This window comes from Exiguobacterium sp. KJ 601 (assembly GCF_027161185.1).
GTDB lineage: Bacteria > Bacillota > Bacilli > Exiguobacteriales > Exiguobacteriaceae > Exiguobacterium > Exiguobacterium profundum.
The window spans coordinates 14,931-39,291 of the sequence record NZ_JADHZG010000004.1 but is presented as its reverse complement, the minus strand read 5'-3'; the positions used below and the strand labels follow the sequence as shown (position 1 = coordinate 39,291).

Annotated in this window: 17 protein-coding genes; 8 read left to right on the top strand and 9 right to left on the bottom strand. The window is 42.9% G+C overall.

Annotation, left to right across the window (positions count from 1 at the left end; genetic code table 11):
- Window positions 1–256 precede the first annotated feature (256 nt).
- On the top strand, window positions 257–2,122 hold the full coding sequence (locus tag IRJ25_RS13370; protein ID WP_269318465.1) for an ATP-dependent DNA helicase: 1,866 nt from the start codon (window positions 257–259) through the stop codon (window positions 2,120–2,122).
- 42 nt (window positions 2,123–2,164) lie between these two features.
- A complete protein-coding gene (locus IRJ25_RS13365; protein WP_269318464.1) occupies window positions 2,165–2,851 on the top strand; it encodes a hypothetical protein in 687 nt (228 codons plus the stop codon).
- A 431-nt stretch (window positions 2,852–3,282) separates the two neighbouring features.
- Here IRJ25_RS13365 and IRJ25_RS13360 read toward each other — a convergent pair whose 3' ends face one another.
- Complete coding sequence (locus tag IRJ25_RS13360) at window positions 3,283–3,987, bottom strand: hypothetical protein (RefSeq protein ID WP_269318463.1); 705 nt, start codon at window positions 3,985–3,987, stop codon at window positions 3,283–3,285.
- A 163-nt stretch (window positions 3,988–4,150) separates the two neighbouring features.
- Window positions 4,151–4,381 carry a hypothetical protein gene (locus IRJ25_RS13355; RefSeq protein ID WP_269318462.1) on the bottom strand — a complete coding sequence of 77 codons (231 nt, stop codon included), beginning with the start codon at window positions 4,379–4,381 and terminating at the stop codon, window positions 4,151–4,153.
- A gap of 475 nt (window positions 4,382–4,856) precedes the next feature.
- Between IRJ25_RS13355 and IRJ25_RS13350 the strand changes: the two genes are divergently transcribed.
- Both IRJ25_RS13350 and IRJ25_RS13345 read left to right on the top strand, forming a co-directional pair.
- The gene (locus tag IRJ25_RS13350; RefSeq protein WP_269318461.1) at window positions 4,857–5,366 is read left to right on the top strand and encodes a hypothetical protein; all 510 of its coding nucleotides are present in this window, start codon (window positions 4,857–4,859) and stop codon (window positions 5,364–5,366) included.
- A 73-nt stretch (window positions 5,367–5,439) separates the two neighbouring features.
- Entirely contained in the window at window positions 5,440–6,162 is a 723-nt protein-coding gene (locus tag IRJ25_RS13345) for a helix-turn-helix domain-containing protein (RefSeq protein WP_269318507.1), read from the top strand.
- A 108-nt stretch (window positions 6,163–6,270) separates the two neighbouring features.
- On the opposite strand, the gene IRJ25_RS13340 is transcribed toward IRJ25_RS13345, so the two are convergent.
- Window positions 6,271–7,581, bottom strand: a complete 1,311-nt coding sequence (locus IRJ25_RS13340; protein WP_269318459.1) for a hypothetical protein — start codon at window positions 7,579–7,581, stop codon at window positions 6,271–6,273.
- A complete protein-coding gene (locus tag IRJ25_RS13335) occupies window positions 7,578–9,491 on the bottom strand; it encodes an AAA family ATPase (protein WP_269318458.1) in 1,914 nt (637 codons plus the stop codon). Before IRJ25_RS13335 ends, IRJ25_RS13340 begins: the two co-directional genes overlap by 4 nt.
- A 426-nt stretch (window positions 9,492–9,917) precedes the next feature.
- Between IRJ25_RS13335 and IRJ25_RS13330 the strand changes: the two genes are divergently transcribed.
- Window positions 9,918–10,715: a DUF3800 domain-containing protein gene (locus IRJ25_RS13330; RefSeq protein WP_269318457.1), complete on the top strand. Its 798-nt coding sequence runs from the start codon at window positions 9,918–9,920 to the stop codon at window positions 10,713–10,715.
- Window positions 10,716–11,290: 575 nt separating this feature from the next.
- On the opposite strand, the gene IRJ25_RS13325 is transcribed toward IRJ25_RS13330, so the two are convergent.
- Window positions 11,291–12,043: a methylamine utilization protein MauJ gene (locus IRJ25_RS13325; RefSeq protein WP_269318456.1), complete on the bottom strand. Its 753-nt coding sequence runs from the start codon at window positions 12,041–12,043 to the stop codon at window positions 11,291–11,293.
- 1,764 nt (window positions 12,044–13,807) lie between these two features.
- Between IRJ25_RS13325 and IRJ25_RS13320 the strand changes: the two genes are divergently transcribed.
- Window positions 13,808–14,191, top strand: a complete 384-nt coding sequence (locus IRJ25_RS13320) for a hypothetical protein (RefSeq protein WP_269318455.1) — start codon at window positions 13,808–13,810, stop codon at window positions 14,189–14,191.
- Window positions 14,192–14,252: 61 nt separating this feature from the next.
- Here the strand turns inward: IRJ25_RS13320 and IRJ25_RS13315 are convergent, their stop codons facing one another.
- Both IRJ25_RS13315 and IRJ25_RS13310 read right to left on the bottom strand, forming a co-directional pair.
- Window positions 14,253–14,888: a hypothetical protein gene (locus IRJ25_RS13315; RefSeq protein ID WP_269318454.1), complete on the bottom strand. Its 636-nt coding sequence runs from the start codon at window positions 14,886–14,888 to the stop codon at window positions 14,253–14,255.
- An 813-nt stretch (window positions 14,889–15,701) separates the two neighbouring features.
- On the bottom strand, window positions 15,702–20,294 hold the full coding sequence (locus IRJ25_RS13310; RefSeq protein ID WP_269318453.1) for a hypothetical protein: 4,593 nt from the start codon (window positions 20,292–20,294) through the stop codon (window positions 15,702–15,704).
- 1,402 nt (window positions 20,295–21,696) lie between these two features.
- Here IRJ25_RS13310 and IRJ25_RS13305 point away from each other — a divergent pair.
- Together IRJ25_RS13305 and IRJ25_RS13300 are read left to right on the top strand one after the other, a co-directional pair.
- Window positions 21,697–22,047 (top strand): hypothetical protein, encoded by a 351-nt coding sequence (locus IRJ25_RS13305; RefSeq protein WP_269318451.1) that lies wholly within the window; start codon window positions 21,697–21,699, stop codon window positions 22,045–22,047.
- Window positions 22,044–22,421: a hypothetical protein gene (locus IRJ25_RS13300; protein ID WP_269318450.1), complete on the top strand. Its 378-nt coding sequence runs from the start codon at window positions 22,044–22,046 to the stop codon at window positions 22,419–22,421. Before IRJ25_RS13305 ends, IRJ25_RS13300 begins: the two co-directional genes overlap by 4 nt.
- A gap of 285 nt (window positions 22,422–22,706) precedes the next feature.
- On the opposite strand, the gene IRJ25_RS13295 is transcribed toward IRJ25_RS13300, so the two are convergent.
- Together IRJ25_RS13295 and IRJ25_RS13290 are read right to left on the bottom strand one after the other, a co-directional pair.
- Window positions 22,707–22,922 carry a hypothetical protein gene (locus tag IRJ25_RS13295; protein ID WP_269318510.1) on the bottom strand — a complete coding sequence of 72 codons (216 nt, stop codon included), beginning with the start codon at window positions 22,920–22,922 and terminating at the stop codon, window positions 22,707–22,709.
- A gap of 116 nt (window positions 22,923–23,038) precedes the next feature.
- Window positions 23,039–24,361, bottom strand: a complete 1,323-nt coding sequence (locus tag IRJ25_RS13290) for a hypothetical protein (protein ID WP_269318449.1) — start codon at window positions 24,359–24,361, stop codon at window positions 23,039–23,041.

The following is a 24,361-nucleotide window of genomic DNA, read 5'->3' as shown; positions in this document are numbered from 1 at the left end:
CCTTTCCTAAAGGATGTCATATTTTTATCCAGGTGGTTAGGAGTCCCTATTTATCAATATCTATAGAGTGTAGGATACATGATGAATATACATCTTTTTCCTGAGAATGATTGATCAAGAGTCGGGACAGTGATAGAATAAACAAGAACATACGTTTCAAGGAGTGATCATTATCAATTTTATCGACCAAGTATTCAAAGGCATCGATTCGATGACGGAACACGGATTGACCCCACGTGAGGGACAGGAGGACCTGATGTTGGACATCGCGGAGGCGATGGAAAAGAACAAGGTACTCATCGCGGAGGCTGGGGTCGGGATCGGCAAGTCCTTCGCCTATCTCATGCCGGGACTGATCCGGAGCTGGCAGACCGGGAAGCCACTCATCGTCTCCTCATCCTCTATACAACTGACCGAGCAACTCGTCTCGGACGTAGAGAAAGTGGGTCAAATCCTATCAAAGTCATTCACCCACACGGTAGGGAAAGGGCGTACCAACTACTCTTGCTTCAAGAGATATGAGTCCGGTTCGAGTCGTTTCAAAGGAGAGTTTTCAAGTATCGGGGCGTTGCAAGAGGCCTGGGACGGCGAAGGATTGACAATATCCGAGAGAAGGGGACTACAGGTGGAATCTTGTTTGTTCAACCGATGCGAGCTCAGGCATGCCTGTGACTTCTACACAATGAGACAACGCCTCGCGGGTCGAGGTGGGTCTTCGGTAGATTGTCTCATCGTGAATCATAACCTGCTCGTCGAAGACCTGAGACAGAAGCTCTCCGGTCGCAAGGGACTCATCGAGGATGGTCACACCATCGTCATAGACGAGGCACATAAACTTGAGGATGTCGTGAGGGACGCGCTGAACACGAAATTGAGCAATCATGACGTCAAAAAGCTGAGACGACTTGTCGAAGATGTCCGACTGAAGCGATATGACGTCGTGTCTCTCGAACGGGACCTGCTCGATCTGTTCGACACATTCTATACCAACCTTGCCTCGAGGTACGTCAGGGAGGCAGAATATGTGCTCGATAACCGGCTCGATATCACGGATGTCGTGCAAGGTACACGGAAAAGGATAGAAAAGGTTCTCTTGGATCTTGATGCACTCCGGGATGCGCTGACCTATCACGATTATGACGATTCGAGAGAGGACCTGTATGAGGAGACGGTCACGCTCACCGAGACATTCCATACATATTTGGATTCATTGTTGACGGAACGGTCGGTGTATTGGGCGGTCTATGAGCGAGAGTTCAGTCGGAGAGGATTGTTCCTTTGCAGCGCTCCGAAAAACATCGACAAGTCCATACGAGAATTATTGTTCGGCCGAGGAAATGCGGTAATCTTGACATCTGCCACGCTCGGTACAGGGGATGAGACGACAAATCTGAAAAAATACTATGGATATCAAAGGAGGACACTAGGTCTACCCGCGCGCACCGAATACAGTGATCCACAACCTTCCCCATATGACTACAAGAGCAACACACGTCTTTATGTGCCAACGGAGGAAATCGACGTGAGAGCGGATGAGTCAATCGAGTCGATTGCCTCAGAAATCAAACGGCTGGCCGATGTGTTCGGAGGTAAGACATTGGTGTTGTTCACCTCGAAACGCCAACTCGACCAGGTAGACCTGGTGCTCCAGGAAACGAGCCAAGATTCGGCATGGACGTTGATGAGACAAGACGGGAAAAAGTCTGTCCGAACGCTCCAAAAAGAGTTCACGGACGGGGGCGGCAAGGTCCTCCTCGCGACGGGCTCCTTCTGGGAGGGCGTGAATATCAAAGGGAGCGCCCTCGCATGTCTCGTCGTCGTGAGGTTGCCATACCCGGTGCCTGACCCTGTGATTCAACACAAAGCCACCTTGATACCCGGGACAGTCGAGGACGAGATGATGATCAAACTGAAGCAAGGGACCGGTCGGCTCATCCGGTCAGAGGAAGACATGGGTGTGGTCGCCATATTGGACGGCAGGATCATCCGACGGCCAGGAATCCTAAGGTCCTTGGCGTTCGGTCCGATGCTTCGCGACCTTCAGGACGTAGAAGCATTCGTGAAAGGTGAGATGGATCATTATCTTGGTTCAAAAAAAATCACCGCGATGGTCGAATCCTGATGGTCGGGATTGAGGCACCTACAGCGGGTTGGAGGATGAGAGATGGTTCAAAAACTGATTGATTACTATCTCAAACGTTTGGAGCTTGAACAAAAAGAAGAAGGGGGTATCTTCAAGAGGATACCCTCGATGCGAATGTTCGTCCTCTCGATTCTATTGAACCTATCGGTCCTGGCACTTCCTGCCATCTTTCCTCGGATGGTGGAGAGCTTGATAGCTCTCAGTCTGTGGTGCATCGCAATCGCGATGACATCTTACATGATGAGATACTACAACGACATGTCCGATAGGAAACTCAAACAGGCGAGAGTCGAGCGATTCAAGCGGATGAAGGGCGTTGTGAGCAGTGTCCTCGAACACGACTATCACATTCATCGATCGGTCCATATCAGGGAGTTGGCAGATCTCGTCGCAAAGCGTATTGCCCCACATGAGAATAAGTATTCATTGGACGCGGTGTACCTGACCGTGTTCATATCATCATCGATTTCTATCTTGAACTCCACTGCAGAGCTCCAGGCGTCCCTCAAGTTCTTGTTCGTCTTCAGCACATTGATCCTGTTTGTCTTCGTACGGTACCTGGTCTCTTTTTTTGAAATCATCTCGAACAAGAGATTTAGTCAGCTCGGTGTGTTGCATGAAATCATGGAGGAACTGTATGTGGAGAGATTGATTGAGGAGTCCCGGGTCGAGGACCAAGTTTCTCGACGAGGGGGATTGGGGGAATGACGTGACCGAACCGGTGATATTGAAGGAGGGCATGGGTGTGCCCGTGTCCTCCTGTTTATGTGCGGTTTTTTGGAAGGGTGGCGAGACTCGATGTCGAAAGGTATCGATGAGCCATATAACATTTGACGATATCGAAGAATAGGGAGGTGCTCGGTATGATAGATATGACAGAGGTCTTGAATTGCATCAAGGGCTCCAAAGAGATAGAACATATGTTGACGACCGATTATGATCGATACAGATATCCCTATGTGCAGGTAATCGTCGAGAAAGGTGTGACACTTATATTCATGGATAGGGCGATGTTCACGAGTCTCTCGAGACAAGTCGAGCGATTCTTGGTCACGGTTAGAGGGTCATGTCGTTTTCAAACCTTGAGATACAATGAAAGGCACCAGCGGGTGAATCAAGATACCCGTTGGTGCCTTCTTTCATTCATCATGTGCTTCATGACTCTTGTTCCGCTCTCGCAGGATGGCGAGTTCGACCTGCTCTTCAAGCCGATTCTCGAAGGCTTCCTTCTCGCGCCGCAGAATCTGTACCTCGAGATGGAGTTTTTGGTTCTCTTCCTCCAGATGATCCGAGCGTCGTGTGCGCCCTTTCAAATCTTCGACCATGTCGACCAGGCTCTGGTTCTGACGGTAAAGCTGGGAACGTTCATCCTCGAGCCTCTTGAGTCGTCCCTCCAAATCGAACACCTCTCGCTTCAGACCTTTCGTGACCTCTTTGGATGCCGTGCGTTCCGCCTCCAAAGTGGAAGTCAGCTCTCCCTTCTCCTGTAATGCAATCTCGAGTCGCTCTTCGAGGTTCCGCCTCTCTATTTCGAGTGCAGACAAATTCTCCTCATACGCCAGTTCGAGACGGTCCCTTTCCTCGAGGATGCCCTGCTCGAGCTCGTTCACCGCCGCGAGATGTCTGGATTTGATTCGCTCGTTCTCTCGAATCTGCGACTCGATGCGAGTCGCCCGTTCATGGAATAGAGCCTTCACCTGTGAGAGGGTCGCCTCTAATACTGCGTCCTCCTCGGCGATGACCGGGTCAGGGGAATCTTTGTCGGCCAATTGCAAGAGCTCCTCGAACAATTGATTTGTCGAGAGCTGTCGCTCCTCCATCAAACTCTGTATACGTTGTTTCACATCAGGTGACACCCGGAATGAGGTCACCTTCGTCTCTTGTGTCTCCATTTTTCTGTTCTCACCACTCTGTCAACTGTATTGTCGATGCGGTCCTTCAGGATTAGTCGCGCCTGTATACATTTCGACGTCGAAATGTACACCAATAATCTCGTGCCACCTTGCTCTAGAGAGCTTCCTTCCCTTCGAAGGGCATTTGTAGGAAGAAATTCTCCTTCACTGCTCGAACATCCTCTAGATACCTTGTGTGATCAATCTTTCTAAGTGAGATCACTGGGCAATTTTTCGTCACCGGCATCTCGTTGATGACGGCAATCACATCAATCATCGTCAAATCGCCAGGCATGACCCAGACATCGTGCCACACTGATTTCTTTTCCTTTACCAACATGTCCATACCGTACGACCGCCCTCCAATAAGACCATACCACAATATCTTCTAGACTGTTCATTACATCTTATTCCTTCTTTTTTCAAAGCGGCCAAGTGTGATATCTCTCTGACGTTATTATTGGGTTTCTAGGTTTTTGTAGAGACTATGCAACATAAAAACGTAGAGTAAATCATGGACCTTCGTGTTCTTCATTTTTTACCGGAGAGCAGTCGCGTTAATCCGTCCCGCCTTGATTCAACAATAGATTGTGGAGAGGGGACTTTCCGTTCAAGAAGAAGACATAAAAGAAAAAACGTGACAATCTTAATAAGACGTGCTAATTTGTAAGTATCACATTTATGTGACTATTACATTTATATTTGATTTAGTATACCTAACGCTTAAGGTGGTGATACAATTTGAAGTAATCAGTCAAGGTGATTGTCTGAAAAAATTATCATTGAATGTCATAGCTTTTACATCTAAGGAGGAAACAACGATGTTAAATTCAATCAACGCATCAACGATACAAAGAGTCGCTGTCGTGCCAGTAGGAATGAACAATTACAATTACAATGCAAGCGTCTCATCTAAAAGCGGCAAGGCACCCATATCTTTAGAGTCGATAAAACCATTTATGACGAACATCTCTACTATCGAATCTGAGGACGGGTTTGTCCGATTCTTCGGTATCGCGAACGGTCTCACTGAGAAGAATAGCAACATCGTAAGTAGGATGGAGGAGGGCCAGTCAGTCGTGATGATTGGTCAAAATAGAGTGCTTTCTGTCGCGAGGTTGAGCAAGGTGGTTGAGAGCCCTGACCTCTCCCGTATGACATGGGGGGATCCGAGATATCGATATATCCTTATGTTGAAAGACTTCCGCGTGTTGGATATCGATGCTAGAGAGGTCACGGAGTTGATTTATGGGAATGCACAGGTCATCAGGAACCTCAGATTGTTAAACGAAGAAAACTCGATGAAGTTACTGGAGTTTCTTGACTATTGACCATGTTATTACGAGATACAATCAGGTTTGGAGATGATTTTAATTGAACGCACTGACTTTTTTAAAGGTATTTATGATAAGGAAAGGGATAACCAATAGGGCTTTGGCGGATAAGTTAGGAGTGAGCGATTCCATCCTTAGGGGATGGGTCGATGGCGAACGACGTATCCCGGTTCAACGACTAGAACAGTTCAAGAAGGTTCTCGGGATTGACAATCCTGAGAACCTTTCAGAGAAGATGCTGCTACCGACACCTGAGGAGATGGGCTTGTTCGGTTCTGCTGCAACCGAAGGGTTTGTCGCAAGTGTCGAGGATGATGAACAGGTCATCTGGCAACCGGTCGGATCGGATTTGAGGAATTTTCAAACGAGTATTTTGGACAAGGATGGATGTCCACCCATCCTTGGTGACTCAAAATTTTTAGAGCCATTGAAGCCGAGAATGATAGAGCTTGGGGTGGACAGTGTCTCTGTATGGGGTGTGAAAGATGGTAAGAATTTCAGCACGTTGAACAAGTTCTTGCGAATCAAGGATGGGGATATCGTGATGTTCTATTCATCACAGTCCTTCATCGCCTGGGGGAGAGTGATTGGGAAGGTCGAGAGCCCTCAATGGTCAGAAGAATTATGGGGGGAGGTTGATTTCAAACACATCTATGTTCTAAAAGATGTTCGGCCGATTTCAGTCGACTTCTTTGAGGCGACACGGTTGGTGTATGGTAAAGAATCCAACTCCCTACAGAGTCTGCGCATTCTGGATAATGAAAAATCAGAGCTCGCAAAACGCTTGTTTTGATGTTAGATTGTTTTGATTCTGTCACGGTGCGAGATTCGTTCGATGAGGTGATGGAAAGTCAGAAAGGAGGGGGGGTGCGGCCGCATCCCCCCTCCTTTCTGCTAGAATTTATCGAATCAATTTTTCAAGACGTGCAATCAGTGTCGTATCCACCGTCGAAGTATCGGATATGAATCCCATCTGTATAGCAAGGTCTCGTCTGAGCTTGTTCAAGGGTTCCTCATTGATTTGATTGTCATCTGCGACATATCCGATGACGAATGCCCTAATTTCCTCGAGGTTTTTGAATCGTGTTCGTGGCAGCAACTTCAAGAGAAGTTCGTCGGGATACATCAGCTTTTTCTCGATTATGTCCTCGGCATGATTGACGTGATAGCCATACAAGGGTCTCAGCTTGAACATGTCGATATATTCTTCCACATGCTCGATTTTATGATGTGTGATGAGGGCCTGGACATCGATTCGGATGCCCTTCCGTCCCCACTTCGGTGACGCCCTGAACCTGAAATTAGGGTCGAGGTCGTGTTCGAAAGGGTGTATTGCCCCGACCGAGAATTCTTTTGACCCCTTTAATGACTGGTTACACTGTTTACAAGAGGGGACAAGGTTATAGAGTGACATCGAAAAATAGGGATATCGTCTTTTGGAAAAGAAATGATCGAGATCGGCGCGTACCTTCCCGCGCCCGGACAAGAAGGGGGTCACGTATTGTCGATTACAATAGGGGCAGACCTTTACACCACCGAACATGACGAGTGCATAATCACTCCACGTCTTTTCGAAGACCCTTGAATCCATCATGTTCGTTAGGGTCAGGTAGACATCCGGGATGTCATAGAATGCCTTCTCGAAAGACTTTATATCGGGACAACTCTTATCACTCAACTGTGACTCAATCATCTGTTTCTTCTCAGGAAGCAATGAGGATAGCGTATCGCGAAAAACCTGTCGATGCTTGGGAAGAAATCGTTTTTTTTGGTCGATGTCGAGCTTCGCCTTGGTCGCCGATTTGAAGAGCTCGAAAAGAGTTCCGACCTTGAACCTCTCATAGCCGAAAATATCATAGACATGGTCGCTGAAGGCCGGGTCTTGTTCATGATGTCTCAAGACATCGTGAACCAACGGGAAGTCGGCAGAGATTTCTTGTTCCACTCCGCGTAGGATGGATGGTTCACCGATTGCCAGCCTTTCGATATTGTTTCTGATATACTCGTAAAATTTGTCCCGTTGGCTGTTGAACACGGTCCTGAACTGCTTAGGTGTCCCAGCGTAAGGGATGGAGAGGAGAAGTTTTTTTTCAGATTCCTCGGAAAGGTTGAACGGGGACTGTCGTGCGCTTTCCAGGCGTTCTTCTATTGTCTGTCTCACGTAATCATGGTGTCTGTCCCGTGTATGTTTTTCGTATGTCAATCGCATCATTGGATTGGGCCCTCCGTGGCTTCTGTACCCAGAATGAATCTGATCATCTCCTCACGTTCTTTCGAATCCATCGAAGAGAAGAGCTCGATAGATTTCTGAACCCTCTCGGTCCGATTGTTCTTGCTCAATGTATCGAACTTGAATTGGTAATGTGAGCGAATGAAGTCCTCGCCGATGATGTCGATGGTTGCTTTTAACACTTCACGCTCTTCAGCAGAGAGTTCTTCAAAGTGTGCTAAATCCGCCTCCAATCGATCCATCACACTGGTGGAGAGGCTTCCACTGACGCTCTTCAGAAAGAAAGATTCTTCGAACAGCTTATAGATGTTCTGTCCGAACGTCCTATCCCGGGGGATAGACCTTGTCTCATCCGTTTTCGAGATGAGATAAAGCACGTCATGGCGTGGGACGTCGGACAAAATGATTGGGGAATGGGTCGTCAAGATTATTTGGATATTGCTCCGGTTCGTAAAAATTTGAGATGCGGCCGAACGAAGCATCTCTACATATCCGGCCTGCCATTCAGGATGCAGGTGGCTCCCCGCCTCATCAATCAGAATCCAAAGGTTTTCATTAGGATAAACATTGTCATGCTGTATAGAGATTTCATATAGCTGAGAAAAGAGATTCAGACGAAGTATCTCCCCGGTGCTCATCCCCCAATAAGTACGTATGTAAGGCAACCTTGCAATATGATTATAAAAATTCATGAAGTAGAAAAATTTTTGAGAATCTTTATCATTTTCAAGGAGCACGATATATGAGTTCAGCTCACCCCAATCTCTTTGAAAGCGAAACGTATCTGTGATATCGAAGACGGTTGCGAATGAATCATCCTCGAATTGCGAGGCGATGGATGTCCCGAACTCCTCTTTGAACATTCTCAGCGTCTCGATCATCACATAGATATGTCTTGACTCCTGTTCTCCAATCACAAGATTCTCTATTCTTTCAAGGAAATTCACTATCTTTCTCCTGTTCTCCAATTTGTCAGAATCAGGGTTTTGAAGTCTCGTTAGTTCGAAGGAGGCATATAAAAAGTCTAGGAGTAGAAGTTCCGTCCCTCGTGCAGAGAAGTTCCGGTCATCGTTCTCGACTTCAAATAGTCTCTGTACGGCTGTCCGGAGTCTACTGACATAAAGCGGTTTTTCTATACTTTCTTCGTATCGGGCGAGAAATTCTATTTCTTTTTCTAGAGAGTCGGCTATCAGGTCCCAATCAAACTCGATATGAACGGCTTGAGGGATTGAAATTTCGACATTGATTTTTTTTTGATATACCTCGTTGATGAAGTTGATCTGTCTCTCCCGTTCATTATTGAAATATTTGACTATCGGATTTCTTGGGGGACTACGATTTTCATCTGCTGTTTGGACAGAGGCTTCCCATAACATTCTTCCTATCGAACGGTCGGACACGAGGCGAGTATCTGCGAATCTAGATTCGAAAAAGTCTTGGCTATTCAGTGAATCGGTCAAATATAAGATACTTCTGGTTCCCACAAAGTTTTCAAGCGTCGGCTTACTCAATTGCCTGATCCCAGGAGCGGCTATGATTTTAATTTTCATCTCCTCTGAGGTCTTATAGTAATACACTTCATCACGCTTTTCCTCATAAAAGATGCCTAGAAGATAGTCACTCAAGTTATTGTGTAGTTCAACGTTCAAAAAATGCTGGATTGTCCTGATGAGTGTTGTTTTACCTGTGCCGTTTTCTCCTACGATCACATTGAGGCTATCGATGTTCGGGACGGGTTCATGTAAGAACTTTTCGACTCTCAGAACGTTAGAATCGATATGTCCAATCGTCAAAAGGGTTCGAGTTTGGTCGTCGCTTTTCTCGAGCTTTATCTTAAACAACTCTTGAAGCTGGTACTCTTCAATTTCTCCTGTTTTTTTGTCTTGTTTCAATAAGTAGACTAGTCTCATTCAATCATCCTCATTCCATTCGATTCAATTATCCTATCATTTTGAAATTATATACTCTTAAATCATATTATGGAATTTATATGTTGTTGACACATAGTTCTTGATCCAATTTTTTTTGGATGCTATAATCCTTCTTAAGGTATCACCAAAAAATGAAGATAAGGTGCCAGTCCAGCAGCTGTATTAAATATACAAAAAGGAATAGACAGCAAAAAACCCACTGGCTGCGAATGAGGGGCAGCCAATAGGTTTCATGTGACACGAACTTCCACAGATTGCAAGTCTTAGGGGCAGTCAATAGAAGTCCGTGGGGCGATATTTAATCTTCTTAAACTATTATGGACGATTTTTATCTTTTTGTAAATAGATGTCCTCGAAACGGAGGACGGAGAAAAGGAGATTGAGATGATGGCAAGAAACAGATTTTCAGTTAACATTTTTTTTGATGAGAGTGGGAAGCAGTCCGAGAAAATCCATCTGATGGGTGCCGTTCTCGTCCCGGAAAAGATTTATCGATGCGAAGAACTGCAGCGTCTAAACGATGTGATCAGAGGGGCGGATGTACATTGGGCCGATTATAGTGGACATAGGAGCATGGGTGAGCGTATCAAACGAATCATCTTGACAGCTATGAAATATCAGAGACATATGAAAATGAATGTCATTTCATATAACCAGAACAAGATCGAGAGTGATGCGAAAGGAGTACAGAAATGGTTTCCCAACGTCGTCGATCAGACAATCTATACAAAGTTCCCTGAACGGGTGGTGTATGGATTGATTAGAAAATACGGGCAACATACCCTGTTGGATGTCAATGTGTTCATCGAGCATGACAACACATATCAGGCCAAAGAATATGATTTGAGTCGACAGATGTTTGAGCAGTTGAATGTACAATCAATCTACAGAGGTGAGAGCTTTCAGTTGAGCAAAGTTGACTATTTGAAGAAACGACAAGAGTATGGGATAGAATTGACTGATTTGTTACTTGGAATTGTGAGAACAGTTTTGGAGAACAATGATGGCACCTCTAAGCGGAAAAGTCTCAAGAACGACTTGGTAGTAGAGTTGCTAGAAGATACAGAATTCTATGAGTTCATGAGTAGAATAAAACTATTCGAGTGGGGTCGGACCAATGAGTTGATTGATACGCCGTTCAAAAATTACCTTGATATCTTTTTAAGTGAGCACACAGTCCTCTAATTATGAAAAGAATGAACAACAGATGTGGACATCAGTGAACTATGTTGTTCTTCTGTAGATAATCATAGCAATCACAATAAGGCGATATATCGACGTGATGCGACTAGGGACGACATGACGATGGTTCTGGTTATGAGGGGTTGGACATCATCATTGGCTGTATCGTATCGTCTGCAAAGATTTTATCTCGAAGCTTTTGATTATAAATGATTCGGTCAAAAGCCTTTACATGATGAAAAAGTATAAAGACCTGCATGAGGAATCTTTTACTTGTGGAGAAGTTCACAACAAAAAACACCCTTCGGCACTATTTTATACGTCTCGCTATATGAAGGGGGTCTCTCCATCGTGGAGACGGTTTGTCTGCGAGTAAAGAATAATCGAGAATATGCATCGCTTACTTGTCTTATCAGTAATCGTAATAATCACCCGAGGAGGCCGTGAGATAGCAAGGGAATGGCGTGCTCTTGCTCGGTTTTCCTCGCTCCATCCCATTCAAGTACTCCGCCATTTCCTACGAAATTTCGAGATGCAGATTTTGCTGGGTCTGAAGTAACTGATACTCCTCGTCAAAGCTATCGACATGTTGATGGATTAGATGCTTGTACCGACTCTTGTATCTTTCGGATTAGAATCAATGAGACGTATGATAAAGAATCGATGTGATGGGCTGTCTGAAGTATTTCCTCCAGGGTTGTGCCTGTACCGCCATGATATAATTCATTTCGTTGGAGGTAAGCCTTGTCAATCCAGTCTTGAGGTACCGGCCAATTCTCCTCTGTTCCAAAATAATCGAGGAAACATTGATAAATCTTGTTTTTTTGACCTCTATTAGTCCTTTCGGTCTCCTCATGATATGCAACGCCCAAGATTTCAATCACACTCCAATATGCAAAGAACTGATCGTACGCATTGGTAGATGTCTTCCCTTTTGCATACCACCCCATCGCCCGGAGGAGTTCTGGCTGATGTTGCTCATAAACTCGCGCCTTGTCAAAAGCGTCTATGAAATCTTGACTCCCTAAAAGCAGCCTGTTGTCATACCTTGCCCTGCCTCGTTCATCATTGCTCAGAAGCAATGGGATATCTTTCGTGATACAGAGGACATCTTTCATTCTATCCAAATAGACATGTGCAGCGATTCGAGCATCCTCCATACTGTCGGCGAATGCAGTTGCTGTTATATCAAAACCTTGTTGAGACCGTTTGATGATGATATCACTATAGAATTGATTTGACGAGAAGCCTTTTTCCCTTCTCAAGTTCACTTGAGACCGGATTACTACTGGCCCAATGATCTGAAAGTCGATTTCCCACGTGTTTCTCAAAATCTCATCCCCTGTCCCCGATACTCGTTTTTTATCTGGCGGCTTTTTCCATTCATTATAATATTATCTTAAAACCATTGCACATAGCGCAGGTTTTTATTTTTTGTTAAGATCACATTTTAAATAATCAAAAGATTATTGGCATATGAAGAGTTGGTTGTTGGTGTATTAAAAATACTCTTACCAGTTATCGCAGAATGAGAACAATAGAGTAAACTCACAGCTGTGTCTATCTTTGACTTGATTACATTAGGGGTGTTTCTGATTGGGGAGAATGAATGGACTTGTGCGTAGTTATGAGTGATTGACTATGTTATACCTTGTAGTTAGTATCTATTTTTAGTCAACCGACAGATGATATAACGAGATGTGGGGTGTTACGATTCGAAGTGTCATTGAGCTACCAACAGTAGAAGATGATTCAAAGGAATCGTACATTGAATCAACAAACAATCCGAGGGATGAAAAGGAGGATTGCTCAGAAGACTTCTTGAACGGATGGGCGTCGACCGGTGGACATGGATGTACTTTGTGAGGTGTGAATGAAGGGGAACGATTGAGACAGATGACGTTCTTCTTCAATGCGAACACGATTCAAGTACATAACTGATTGTTTCAAAATATATACACGTATACTTGTCAAATTGTATATGTGTATATATTTTGTTTTTCTCTCTCGAGAGTTTTAACGAGGCGCGTTGGACGAGAGGCTACTTGCTGTGCATTGCCACGTTCTTTTTTTGATTTGTACTTCTTAACTTTCTTTCGCTGTGTAAGACTAATAAATGAAGCTCACTCAAGATGTAATGTAACTCTTCTAATTGAACAGACCTTCTATTCTTGATTTTTTCTATTATCCTGTAAATTAAAGTTAAAAAAATGAATAACATGATAACGAGTGATGAAAATAAGAAATATAGATAGACTGCTTGATTTGTGTTTGAAAAGTTTATCGAAGCAATTACAACGGTCATAAGAAACGGAAGTAATGAAAAATTAAGACTAAATCTTTTTTTTGATTTACTAGCTAATTCTTTAATAATAGAGGCCAACTCTTTTATACTTGGAGCCAAATCGTTTTCGTCTTTAGTGTGACTCAAGTTTAAACTCATCAGATTGTGTTCAAAGCGATGTTCTGACTCAGATTGAGATTTATACAATACTAAACTGTTTAAATACTTATCTAAAAAATATTTTCTTCTTCGCGCTCGAAACTTTCGAATTTTTGACTTGTTTAAACAATCAACGATGACCAATCCAATTAGTAGAAAAAATATCAATAACATTAGTAGGACCTGAACGATAATGTATTTTTTTAAAAAATAGAGTACCAAAAGTAAAATAAAGAAAGAGAAGTAAGGGTAAAATAGAAACCGCATAAGATTGTAATATGTGTGTCTTTTAACTCCTTTATTTGGATCATCATTGTACTCTTTCATCGAATCAAAATACTCTTCTATAAAATTATCAATCATCAATTAGTAACCTCACTTCAATGTTGTGTAATTATATTTATCAAAATATGAATAGCTCTAACATTATAAATATCGGTCCAAATTTATGTTTTTATTATCTAGAGGTGGAAAAGTTTTCGTTTTCCTTCGACGGGATAGATGATTCGCTCTACACATGTATGGTTACAGATATGGAGAGAAAATCAAGGGATTAGATAATTTTAAGAATCAGTATTTTTCTCTTTTTATTTTTAGACTTACATATTAATGGTAAAATGTAAGCGTGAACAAAAATAAGGGGGGATAAGGCTTGTTGCTGAAAAGACTTATTATTTTTAGTGTGATTCCTTTAATGGTTTTAATGGGATGTGGTCAACACGATAGAGAGCTGGTCGTCGGACATTATACTGATGAGAAGACAATCGTTTACTCGGAGGATGCTTTAAAGGACGAAGAAAAGATTGAAGATTTTAAAAATATTATTGATTCCAGCACAAGAACTGATGAACGTCCAAAGGGGCTCCCACAATATGTGGTTACAATTAATAATCTCAACGATTCCACTATGGAATTAATGATTAACTTTTGGATAAATGAAGAGAACGGGTTTATTTTTACAAAAGGTTTAGAAGGCAACGAACATTTTGAAGTGAATGAAGATGACATCAATGATGTAAAAGAACTTATCAACTAAATCACGAAAGAAAAAAGGGCAGCCCCCTGAGACGAAGGCTCAGGGGGCTGCCCTTTAATACTTATTGATAAACGGTTCTGTTATAGGTTCTACTAGATCTGTAGATATCACGAGTGTAAGTACTGTCTGGTCCACATGGATCTACCATTGTTACTTGTTGATGAATTTTGTCCACATCACCATATATACCTGGACGAGACCATCGATCAGGGTTTGCCGTAATGAAAGTACCATTTCCAGGTCCTGCTACCGAAACACTGATACTGGCACCGTATCCACTTAATCCGACTGAATAGCTGACACTTGTATTTCCGAAATAATAACCGTTCACTTTATCCCATCTGGTGAATCCGGGATGGTTGGCGATAAAACCATTAGTCTGCATTCGAAGGGTATACAAGTTTTTATATGAATACTGACGTGCGCAAGCATTCATAGGTTGGATAGACTTATCATTAATTATGTTTCCACTAGCATCGGTAGTGAATTGTTTTGGAAGCTCACTATACTCGGTGACAAAATTACCCTCTTCATCTTCGTATTGGTTTACGATTTTAGGATAAAACTTAACCTCGGGAGTGGTTTCTTCTGCCCAACTACTATCTGCGGAAACAGAACTTTGAAACAAGGGTAAAAATAAAACACTACAGAGAGCAATCAACGAATAAAACTTGATATTTACAACTGATTTCCTCATCAAATTACCTCTTTTCTGGGATTTTTTATTACATTTAAATACTAACATTGTATTTTTTGGTATTCAACAGTAGATTTTAAAAAATGAAAGCGTATTCTTTAAATTAAAAATCAAAAAAATATAAATTTAAAATTAATCTCTAAAGTTGTGTTTAGAATATTTATAATATTGTGATTTGATCCAATAGGGGTGGAGTTTTGTATGGTGGGAGAGGTGTCATAGAGGCATTTTCGGATACGCACTTATCTTATTTCTACTTTTGAGGGATGAATGCTCCTGGGTATGATCACTTCGAAGGTATCACCATTTTCACGAATCACTTTTTGATGCTATATTTTTCTGATAGGGATATTTCACTTCAGACTTTTTGGCCGATACGACTTAAAAGGTATATTCATACGGTTTGCCTGATTCGCTTTCCACTTCGTTTCGAACCAGGATATTGATGTGAAGTTTGCCTAGTACTCTATCAGCGCCGTGTTCATAGTAATTGTGGCTGTGTACTGTCGGTCGAGTAAGACCGACCTTCTCAAGCTGTTGTTTAGCCTCTCAATCTACTGAGTTACTGTCGAGGGATGGAAGAGGACCAACAGTCTGGGTGTACGATGTACGATGCTATAAGAGTTGGTTTAGAGACGGGCAAGAAAAACGTGTCCCCCTTAAATAGAGGACACGCCATGGTTCCAGTTTCGATTGTCACGTCTCATTTTATTGAAGGTTTTTGACAGGAAGGGGTTCTCGACTTGGCGACTGCATGAATGAATCATGGGTCATGTAAAAGATAATATGGCTGTTCGGCGAGAAGGCAGGGACTCACGGACTCCGATCATCTTTTACCATCGTTTCACGAAGTTCGCCATTATCATCATATACTATCCAAAATGTATCCCTTTTCGGGAAGAACCCTTCATACATGGATTTGATTTTCATAGAAGGCTCTCTTGAAACATGGACTGCCCAAATCATCTTGTAACCATCAGCATCGAGCGCCTGCTCTAAGAGTTCCCGATTAACATATAGCAAGGTCTGCCTCTCCCCATAGTCCTCTCCCGCAAATGATTGGAATGCTACCAGTTGTCTATTCTTGTTATAGTAGCGTAGTCCGTCACCCTCTTCTATACATAGGAGTTCTCTCAGTAACTTGGAGGGCAATTTAGACGAGTACTCTCTGTCACTGCCCGCTACACGATATAGGGTATCTGCGACCGTTTTAAATAGAGTATAATCCACTATCTTGTTCTCCTTGACAGTATTGATTTGAAACGTTTGATAGTCCTCCTCTACCCAAGTCATCCAAGAAAGCGAGGATGGATCCATATACACACGAGATCTTGGTGATGAAAAGAAGTTGGTATCGAACTTGCCGAAAAGATTCAAAATTTGTGGGTTCCCTTCACCAATGTCCGATATGAATTGGTTGAAATCTTCTTTCTTCAGAAGACAACTTTTTATCCGCATCACCGAATCAGAGAGTGTGAGTGGTTCCGTCAGGAGGGAGAAGTTGTATAGACTCACCCAGTCTCCTTTCTCATCAAAGGGTTTTAATAAAGGTCTCATGTTGGATCCATCTGCATTAATCCATCCCTTTAGATTCGGGAATGGTGCAGTAAGAATCCACTGTTTGATGTCCTCTTTTGTTCGAGAGTTTAATTCTGGGACTGTTGGCCCAAGGTCGTCCGGGACGAACCAGGGTGTCTGGTCTCGTCGTTCGCTTGGTTGTAAGTCTGATAATTCTTGTAATGGGTTTGGAATATCTAATAACAATGAATAGTCTTCAACCATTTGCGCTCTTCGATTAAAACTACCGTCCATATATAGTGGGATTCGACTGGCGAAATGACCCAACATATCATGTACCGCGCACCATGCATATTTTTCTGCGAATTGCATGACGATGCTCTGGCTTCCATGAGAAGCTGGAGGGTATTCCCGCATTATCGCGACATCCACACCGATGACTTCTCCTGGCTTGCCACCGTTGGGACGACCGTAGAACGTTCTCTCGTCCCACCCCATCCGATGAAGGAACGACATGGTAAACCCTAGCGCCAATTGGTGCGGAGTCAAACCCTCTAGGTCATTCCGAAGGGCATGACTTGTCAATAGTTCATGTGCGCTGTCCTCGTATCGTACTGAAGTTGAATCAGATTCCTTTTCATCAATATCCATTCTATCTGTCTCAATAATATTCATAAGTTGCTCATTCGTTAAATCTTTGTATGGTTGAACCCGTTCCAGGTATTCTCGTTTTTCTTTTTCTTGGTGCTGCACAAACGACTTTAGAGAGTTTTTCTCTTTTCCGTCCTCTAAATTTCCAATCAGCCACTCCAATTCTTCGGAGGAGGACCCTGACCACTGATGTGATTCGGTCAATTGATTATCTGTTGGTCCAGCGTTTTTGATAACAAAAAAATCTTCATAACTTTCTTTCAATACATACCAGCCGAGATCCCAGGAGATAGGACCGAACTCCTCAGATTCTTCTCGGGCAGCGTTCAAATCGATTGGCAGATAGACCTGGGAAGGGGGATAGGGTGGACGTACTTTTTTAACGTCTCTCTGCCCTACGTGTCCATATAGGTGTGCGCGTTCGACGATGGCCCTGCTTGCACATAAGATGACAGCATTATGACATTTCATGTTGTCTGGTTCGGCGAATGCTTCTGCTAATGCCCATTCTGATAACGCCTTGAGTTCTGGTTGATTGGTCAATGTGCTTGCAACGGCAAATGCACAACACACTATGTCTTCCTTCATTTGAGGGTCATTGGTTGAAAAGGTGAGTTCAATCAATCTGACAAACTCCGTGGGGTTTGTCGCTCCCCACTTCGTCAGCTCCTTACGGCATGTCTGACGAATACGGTTATCTACATTTGTCAAATGCCAGACATATAGAAGGGGCAAGCCGTCATGTGTGTCAGAAGTTAGCAAGCCATTGTTTGCATCGTTCACAAAAATCGAGCCATTTCCCTCCCAGATGGAGCCGTTCTTCCTCGGCAAGTATTCTGGAACCGACCAGAACAGGTCACGTTCTGCCACCGATTCGATTTCATACAACGTTTTGTGTAGTAGGTTCGGGCCCAAAGGGTGATTCTTATTGCGTGCTACCTGTACCATTAGCTGATTCACGATCTTACGACTTACTGACATAGAGTGTGTTATATTTTTCTTCACTTCCTCCACATAGGGTTCAGTCCGGTCAGGTGTTACATTAGCCAATGTGAACAGTTGTAAGTCGAATAGGTCCATGTATATCGAAGTATCCCAGAGGCCGTCCTTACCGACAAGCCGTTTATGATCTTGGAGAAGGATGATGGCAGCCATTTGAATCGTACCCTGACGATAATCAAGTCCTTTCGGCAGGTCATTGTCGCCTGATCCTGTTACTCTCTCGACCAATTGTATGGCTAGGAGATAATCCATCATCGGTTGTAAGGTGATTTCATACGTCCTAACAAGAGGGGACAAGGGATTTTGTTCACTCGTGACAAACTCCGATAGTAATCCATAATCGACCATATAATCCATCAGCCGAAAAGCAGTCTTTTTGTCGAACATGCCTTCAGGCTGTGCATCCACGATTATGGTACATAATTCAGAGCGCTCGAAGGTTCTTTGTTCGATTGCACGATTTGCTATGGCGACCAATGCTTTCAGAACGATGTCATCTTTTGTGCCCCACGAGTTCTCTAGTCTCAGGGTCATTTCCTTATCAACAGCATTAATCTTGTCTCTTAACAAATGTCCGATAGTATATGAGACGTTATTTGAATTTGATAATTCTTTTCCTTTATTCTGTTCACAAAATAATCGTAAGGCGTAGGGGGTTTTTATACTCCAGCGGAGCCAGTTAAAGTCATCCGCGTTCGAGAAAGAGATATCATAGAACCTTATATACTCGGGAAACAACTGTGCTACAGATGTGTCTCCTTCCGAAGGCAACTTTAATGCTTTGTGAGTCAGTACCTCTTGAAAAACGTACGGTCTACTGGTGATGGCAAATTTGAGACGACGATAATTTCGTTGGATAGCATCGAGTTCTCCGATTCTTTCCTTCCACCTGTCCCAAGGTATAGATTCATCGAGACCGTCGATACAAATTAGAACGTTGGTTAATCCGTTCATCACCGGAAGGTCTGGATTGTCGTTTTCTGCGTCACGAATATCGCATCTTGCGGCGCAGGCCTCTAAACCACGCCAAATCTCATCCTCGCTCCAATTGGATGAGATGCCGAGTACGTCGATTAATATGTCACGCCAAGACTTTTCTGGCCCATATCTCTTCGCTTGTATGAGTATTGCGGGTCTCTGCATCACTTCCAAATACTGTTGGACGCCATCTGCTAGTCCATGGGTCTTACCCGTACCAGGCTCACCCAATATCAGAACCCGATTGTTTGAGAAAGTTTCATGTAGAGAGTGTATACCATACTCCAAATCCATCTGATGGATGGTTTGAAGGGCTCGTTCTAGGCTGGACTTGTTGATGGAATTTAAAGCTTTTATAGGTTGTTCCTTTAAAAAGGCAAGACATTTGTTTATATTTGGATGATTATAGGTCGAGAAGTTGATTGATTCACCATCGTGCTGAATCATGGTCTTCAAGTAACGTAAGTTAGTGCTCAATTGTTGTAGAAAGATTTCAACTTTTTTCAATTCGGTATTGAACTCTTCATCTTTATAAATGGTTTGGCCAAACTGAACCTCACTTGTAAGTTGGTGCAATTGCGTTTCGTACTTGTGCAAGACTTTCATGGCCTCTTTCCTTACATTCTTATCTCCGACTAAACGCTGGAGGGCGGATTGTATGAGTCCTTGTCCATGTAAAGAAGAGATGTATCTTTGGTTTAGCCATCCCGATTGGGCTTTTGCGAATTGGTGCTTCAAAGTCTCAAGAGAAAATTCATTATTTTCAAACCAATACCGATATACGTTCCCGGTATGATCCTTTTGTACCTCTTCTCTCAGCCTATTTTCATTCCAAAGATCGATGGTTAACTCGGGATAAGATTCAGTCATCTCCAATACGAGCTCATTCCAGCGGTCTTCTTCCGTTTTTTTTGCTTGGGCCTTCTTGGAGGAGAGGTCACGAGGGATACAAACGATGTAGTGTTTTAGGTCTGGTCTGATTCTCATGGCCGTTTTTATAGAATTTTTGATTTGTCTTATTTCTCCGGCGCCCATCGCATTCAAAAACCATTTTGATTGAACTCCCAAATGCGAGCCATTTGAGAGCATGGCATATGCCTCGACACCTCCATCGCCGCCCGCCCCATTCACGACAGTGAAATAAGAGACGCTTTCACCATACTCTCTTCTACACCACAGTTCAAACAGCTGATTCGCAAAAGCTTCGAATGCTCCTGTTGGGGCTTCTCCGTGCTTATGAAACATCGTCCAGTCCATTATGATTCGCTCCTCACAGAAAATTAAATCTTTAAATTGAAAAACGAGAGTAACGTATTTTAGCAAATTTCGAGGCACTAACCTTTGAGTCACCTCTAGAATTGATTTCAATGATGGTACTTCGATACTTTTATCGTATAAACCTGGTCTTGTTTGAAACAGGTTCAGGTCTTGTGTGAAAAAACTTTTTCAGGCTCCTAAAAGATCATCTCCATACTCGAATAGTCTGGTTAGCTTCTGTCTAAGTAGTAGGCTTCTCAAATTTCACTTTTGTCAGTTTATAGAATCGAATGAATAAATGATGCCCTAGCTTCACGATGAACACAGTATCGTCAACACAATCTTTTGACTTCAGTATACCAGTAATTTCTGTAATGACACGATCAAGGGGACTCTTGGTTTCAAATGGATGTCGCGTCCAAGCACACGTATTTGAGGTGCTATTAGTACGTTGTTATAAGGGATTTGAAGAGCATTGATTAGATCAAATCATGGTTGAACTCGAAATATCGATGAGGCAACGTCTTGATATATCAAAACACTGACGACTGAGCCATATAACAGATAGCTCTATTCTCGCAATTGGTGACTCGAAACGCCGCAATTCCCTATCTAATGAAACTTCTGTCATAGACTTGTCGTGTGTGGAACTGACTGATATGAAAAATAGTATCTGACGGTACACATAGGATTCCCCAATCAATTGAGGGGGTTCAACGTTCATTTACCTTTTTACGATTGTAATGGTTCGCAGAGTATATCCGAGGTGTTTTCTTCGGTCGTCTTGATTTAAGCTGACTGTTTTTTTTTAAAATTTAAAATGAGCGATATAAATTGATACATGATGTCTCTTAAATTCACACTTCAGAGTTGTGGAATGAGTTTCAGAAATCCCTAGACCTGTGGCGTATACATGGTATGTATACGCTATTATTTTTATAAGTCGGTTCATGGACGAGGACTGAATGAGATTTTTACGCGGATAACGGTCCGTTAGGGGATGAGACGTGATGGGAGAGGGGGGAGAGTGTTGCTTGCTGAAGATGCGTGCTCGCCTGGGCGTTGTCCTCCGGACCGATGGAGCATCCCGAGTGAATGTCTGTCGTCTAGAAGGAACATTGCGTCAAAAAGGTCATCAGGTTCGATGACGGGAAATTTCGCCTTGCTTTCTAGGCTAGGTATCGGTCTACCTGCACGCAAAAAAAGATCCAGGGGTGGTGGTAGTCTGTGGCATCTATTACGGCTGGCTGACATTTATGGGAGCCGTGGTTGCTAAAAATACGGGATGGGGATTGCTTGTCGTTCTCAGGAGGTCCTCTTTGCTAGACCTGATTAATCATGTTAAAATTAAGGTGCACAAAAAGTGACGCTTTAAGTGACGTTTTAAAAGGAGGAAAATTCAATGATTATCGAACATCGCAATACGCTTACCCCTACAGACCTGAAGCGTAAGGATGGATTCACCCGCGTGAAAGTTGCGATCCAGAACGATCCTTCACAAGTCTTTGTGGTGAGAAGTCCTCGAGAAGAGGAAGAGATTGTCCTCATGTCTGTCGCGAACGCAGAACGGTTGATGGCCCTTGAGGAACGATTTAACAGATTTATCGATGCGTCCGTCTTCCATGAGTTCGAACGTCGTCAAGAGCTGGGACTCCAATCTCACGCGTTAAAGGACGTCCCTGGTGTCGATCTCGATGAAGACGATGTCTATATACCGCTTGCCCTTCAGAAGGAGGAGGGTGACCCTCGATGATTGTCAAGGCACAGAAGTTCTGGTTCACGTTTTTCGAGCAGATGAAAGTTCATTATGATATAACGATCGAGGTCACCTCTTTATCAGAAGGTGACCTCAATCATTTCTATCGTGAGCGGCGCCATAAAGAGATTGCCGGTTATATCGAGCGTCAGATCCGTCAGGGCATCTTTGCGCCGCCGGATGGGACTGCAAACCCTATGCATGGCAGGTATTCAGACTATGTCTATATCAAAATACTTCGTGCCGGCATCCGGATCATCTATCTACCGAAGAAAGTCGACGGCACCACTTTGATGGTCCTGGATACTATCGGTCATCGAGCGGACGATGCGGTTTACAATGAATTTCAGAGAAGACGTTCCCATACATAAGGACTTGCTCCACTTGTTGAGAAGACAGACTCCCTGCACCCTGATGACCGTTTTGTTCTTCTTACACAGTCAACGGTTCGTGCGAACAAATGAGGTTCGATACAAAAAACGTTTCCTCATGTGGTGAGCGTCATCTTGAAGATGGTGTCGCCATGTAGACGTAAAGACTCCTGTCCATACACCGGACAAGAGGAGGTTCCAATGTCCTTACATATACCTGACACAAAACAAGACTTGACCCGTGTAAGAACGAGGTCAAGTCTTGTTTTGTATATATGTATATAGTCACTCCCCGACCATCGCGTCGTTGTCGGTATCACGCATATAAGGATAGAGCCGATAATCGCCCATGATGGGCATCGTGAAGCCGGCGTCTTTCGCCCCCTGACCGTTTCCGCTCGTGTAGACGTTTGAGACATCTCCGCTCGGTTCTGCGACTTCTTTTTTACCTGCTTTCTCACCATTACCCCGTTCTTTTTTTAGAACTGGTAAGTGTATCACACACTTTGACATATCAATAGTGATGCTATAGCGAAAAAATCATTTTAAGTCAAGTATTGATGAAAAAAGATTGTCATAGACATAGTCTTCAGCAGCTTAGGTTTTTTGAACTCAATTTAGTTTACAAGTCTCTCAAGCTCGTCTATTAGGTTCTGGGGCAAGGGACGATATCTCGAGTCTTTTTCTTCCAAAAATCCTAGTTGTATGGCCAAGTCTCGCTTGAACTTAGACAAAGGCTCGTCGTTCAAGGTATGAAGTTCGAGATTGAATCCTAGAATCGACTTTTTTAAATCTTCTACACTGTTTATCGATTTATCTTTACCCTTGAAATGATTTTCATAGAGATTTTTGAGACAGTGTTCATTATAGACCCTTCTTTTTTCAATCAGTTCCTCTGCGTGATTTCTATGGTAATTATATAGGGGTTCTATTTTGAATACGTCGATATGTTCGGAAATCTTTTCATCCACTATATCCAGTTCGATACAGATTTTGCTCGAATCCGCATTAGGCATGGCTATGAAACGAAAGAAATCATTAAAACTACGTTCGAAAGGATTAATGCTTTCGAATGAAAAGTCCTTTGCCCTTTTTAGTGACTGGTTACACTGTTTGCATGAAGGAACAATGTTATATAAAGAAATTGAAAAATATGGGTAAATGCTTTTTGGTAAAAAATGATCGAAGTCAGCTCTCACCTTACCGTTATCTGAATAAAAAGGCGAGATGTATTGACGGTTGCAGTAAGGACATACTTTGATGTTGCCATTTAAAATGAGCAGATAATCATTCCAATCATCGGAGAAAACATCAAAATTTCTAAAGTTACTTAATGTAAGATGCAAATATGGTAGCGACTTGAAAGCTTTCTCGAAACTTTTAGCAGTGACGGTCGAAGATTTTTCGAGATCTGCTTTAATCTGCGTTTTCATATGCGGGAGGCAAATGATTAATTGTTCAATCATTTGTTTTCGAACCTTAGGTGAGAATCTTTTTGCACCCAGAATTGATTTCGATTTTTTGAAAAAATATTGATAGAGCGATTTCATTTTAAATTTTTCATAACAAAAAAGCGAAGAAAAATATTTCTTGAAACCCTTATACTTTTTTGGACTCGTATTTTGGACGATGGCGACAATCAAAGGGAAGTTTTTACGTATTTGCTCGTCTAATTTTTTCAGCTGGTCAAGCCTTCCTTCCGAGAAAATCTCATGGTTGTTCTTGATATAGCCATACAAGAACGTTTGTTGCTTTTGAAATTTCTTTTTGAATCTCACTACGTCACGGTTATACGATAAATCAACTAGGAGCTCTGCAATTTCTGAATCAGTGAACACGTATGGGTCTGTCTTTAGAGTCAGCAGTGAAGATAGGACCTCATTCTTAAAAAAACGTGAGTGGGATGTTTCAATATCGCGTTCATAGTTAAGTTGTAACAT

Bases quoted from the DNA above. Each gene is read 5' to 3' on its own strand.
- IRJ25_RS13370 (WP_269318465.1), top strand. From the start codon at position 257: ATGTTGGACATCGCGGAGGCGATGGAAAAGAACAAGGTACTCATCGCG.
- IRJ25_RS13365 (WP_269318464.1), top strand. From the start codon at position 2,165: ATGGTTCAAAAACTGATTGATTACTATCTCAAACGTTTGGAGCTTGAA.
- IRJ25_RS13355 (WP_269318462.1), bottom strand. From the start codon at position 4,381: ATGGACATGTTGGTAAAGGAAAAGAAATCAGTGTGGCACGATGTCTGG.
- IRJ25_RS13350 (WP_269318461.1), top strand. From the start codon at position 4,857: ATGTTAAATTCAATCAACGCATCAACGATACAAAGAGTCGCTGTCGTG.
- IRJ25_RS13345 (WP_269318507.1), top strand. From the start codon at position 5,440: ATGATAAGGAAAGGGATAACCAATAGGGCTTTGGCGGATAAGTTAGGA.
- IRJ25_RS13340 (WP_269318459.1), bottom strand. From the start codon at position 7,581: ATGATGCGATTGACATACGAAAAACATACACGGGACAGACACCATGAT.
- IRJ25_RS13330 (WP_269318457.1), top strand. From the start codon at position 9,918: ATGGCAAGAAACAGATTTTCAGTTAACATTTTTTTTGATGAGAGTGGG.
- IRJ25_RS13315 (WP_269318454.1), bottom strand. From the start codon at position 14,888: ATGAGGAAATCAGTTGTAAATATCAAGTTTTATTCGTTGATTGCTCTC.
- IRJ25_RS13310 (WP_269318453.1), bottom strand. From the start codon at position 20,294: ATGGACTGGACGATGTTTCATAAGCACGGAGAAGCCCCAACAGGAGCA.
- IRJ25_RS13305 (WP_269318451.1), top strand. From the start codon at position 21,697: ATGATTATCGAACATCGCAATACGCTTACCCCTACAGACCTGAAGCGT.
- IRJ25_RS13300 (WP_269318450.1), top strand. From the start codon at position 22,044: ATGATTGTCAAGGCACAGAAGTTCTGGTTCACGTTTTTCGAGCAGATG.
- IRJ25_RS13290 (WP_269318449.1), bottom strand. From the start codon at position 24,361: ATGTTACAACTTAACTATGAACGCGATATTGAAACATCCCACTCACGT.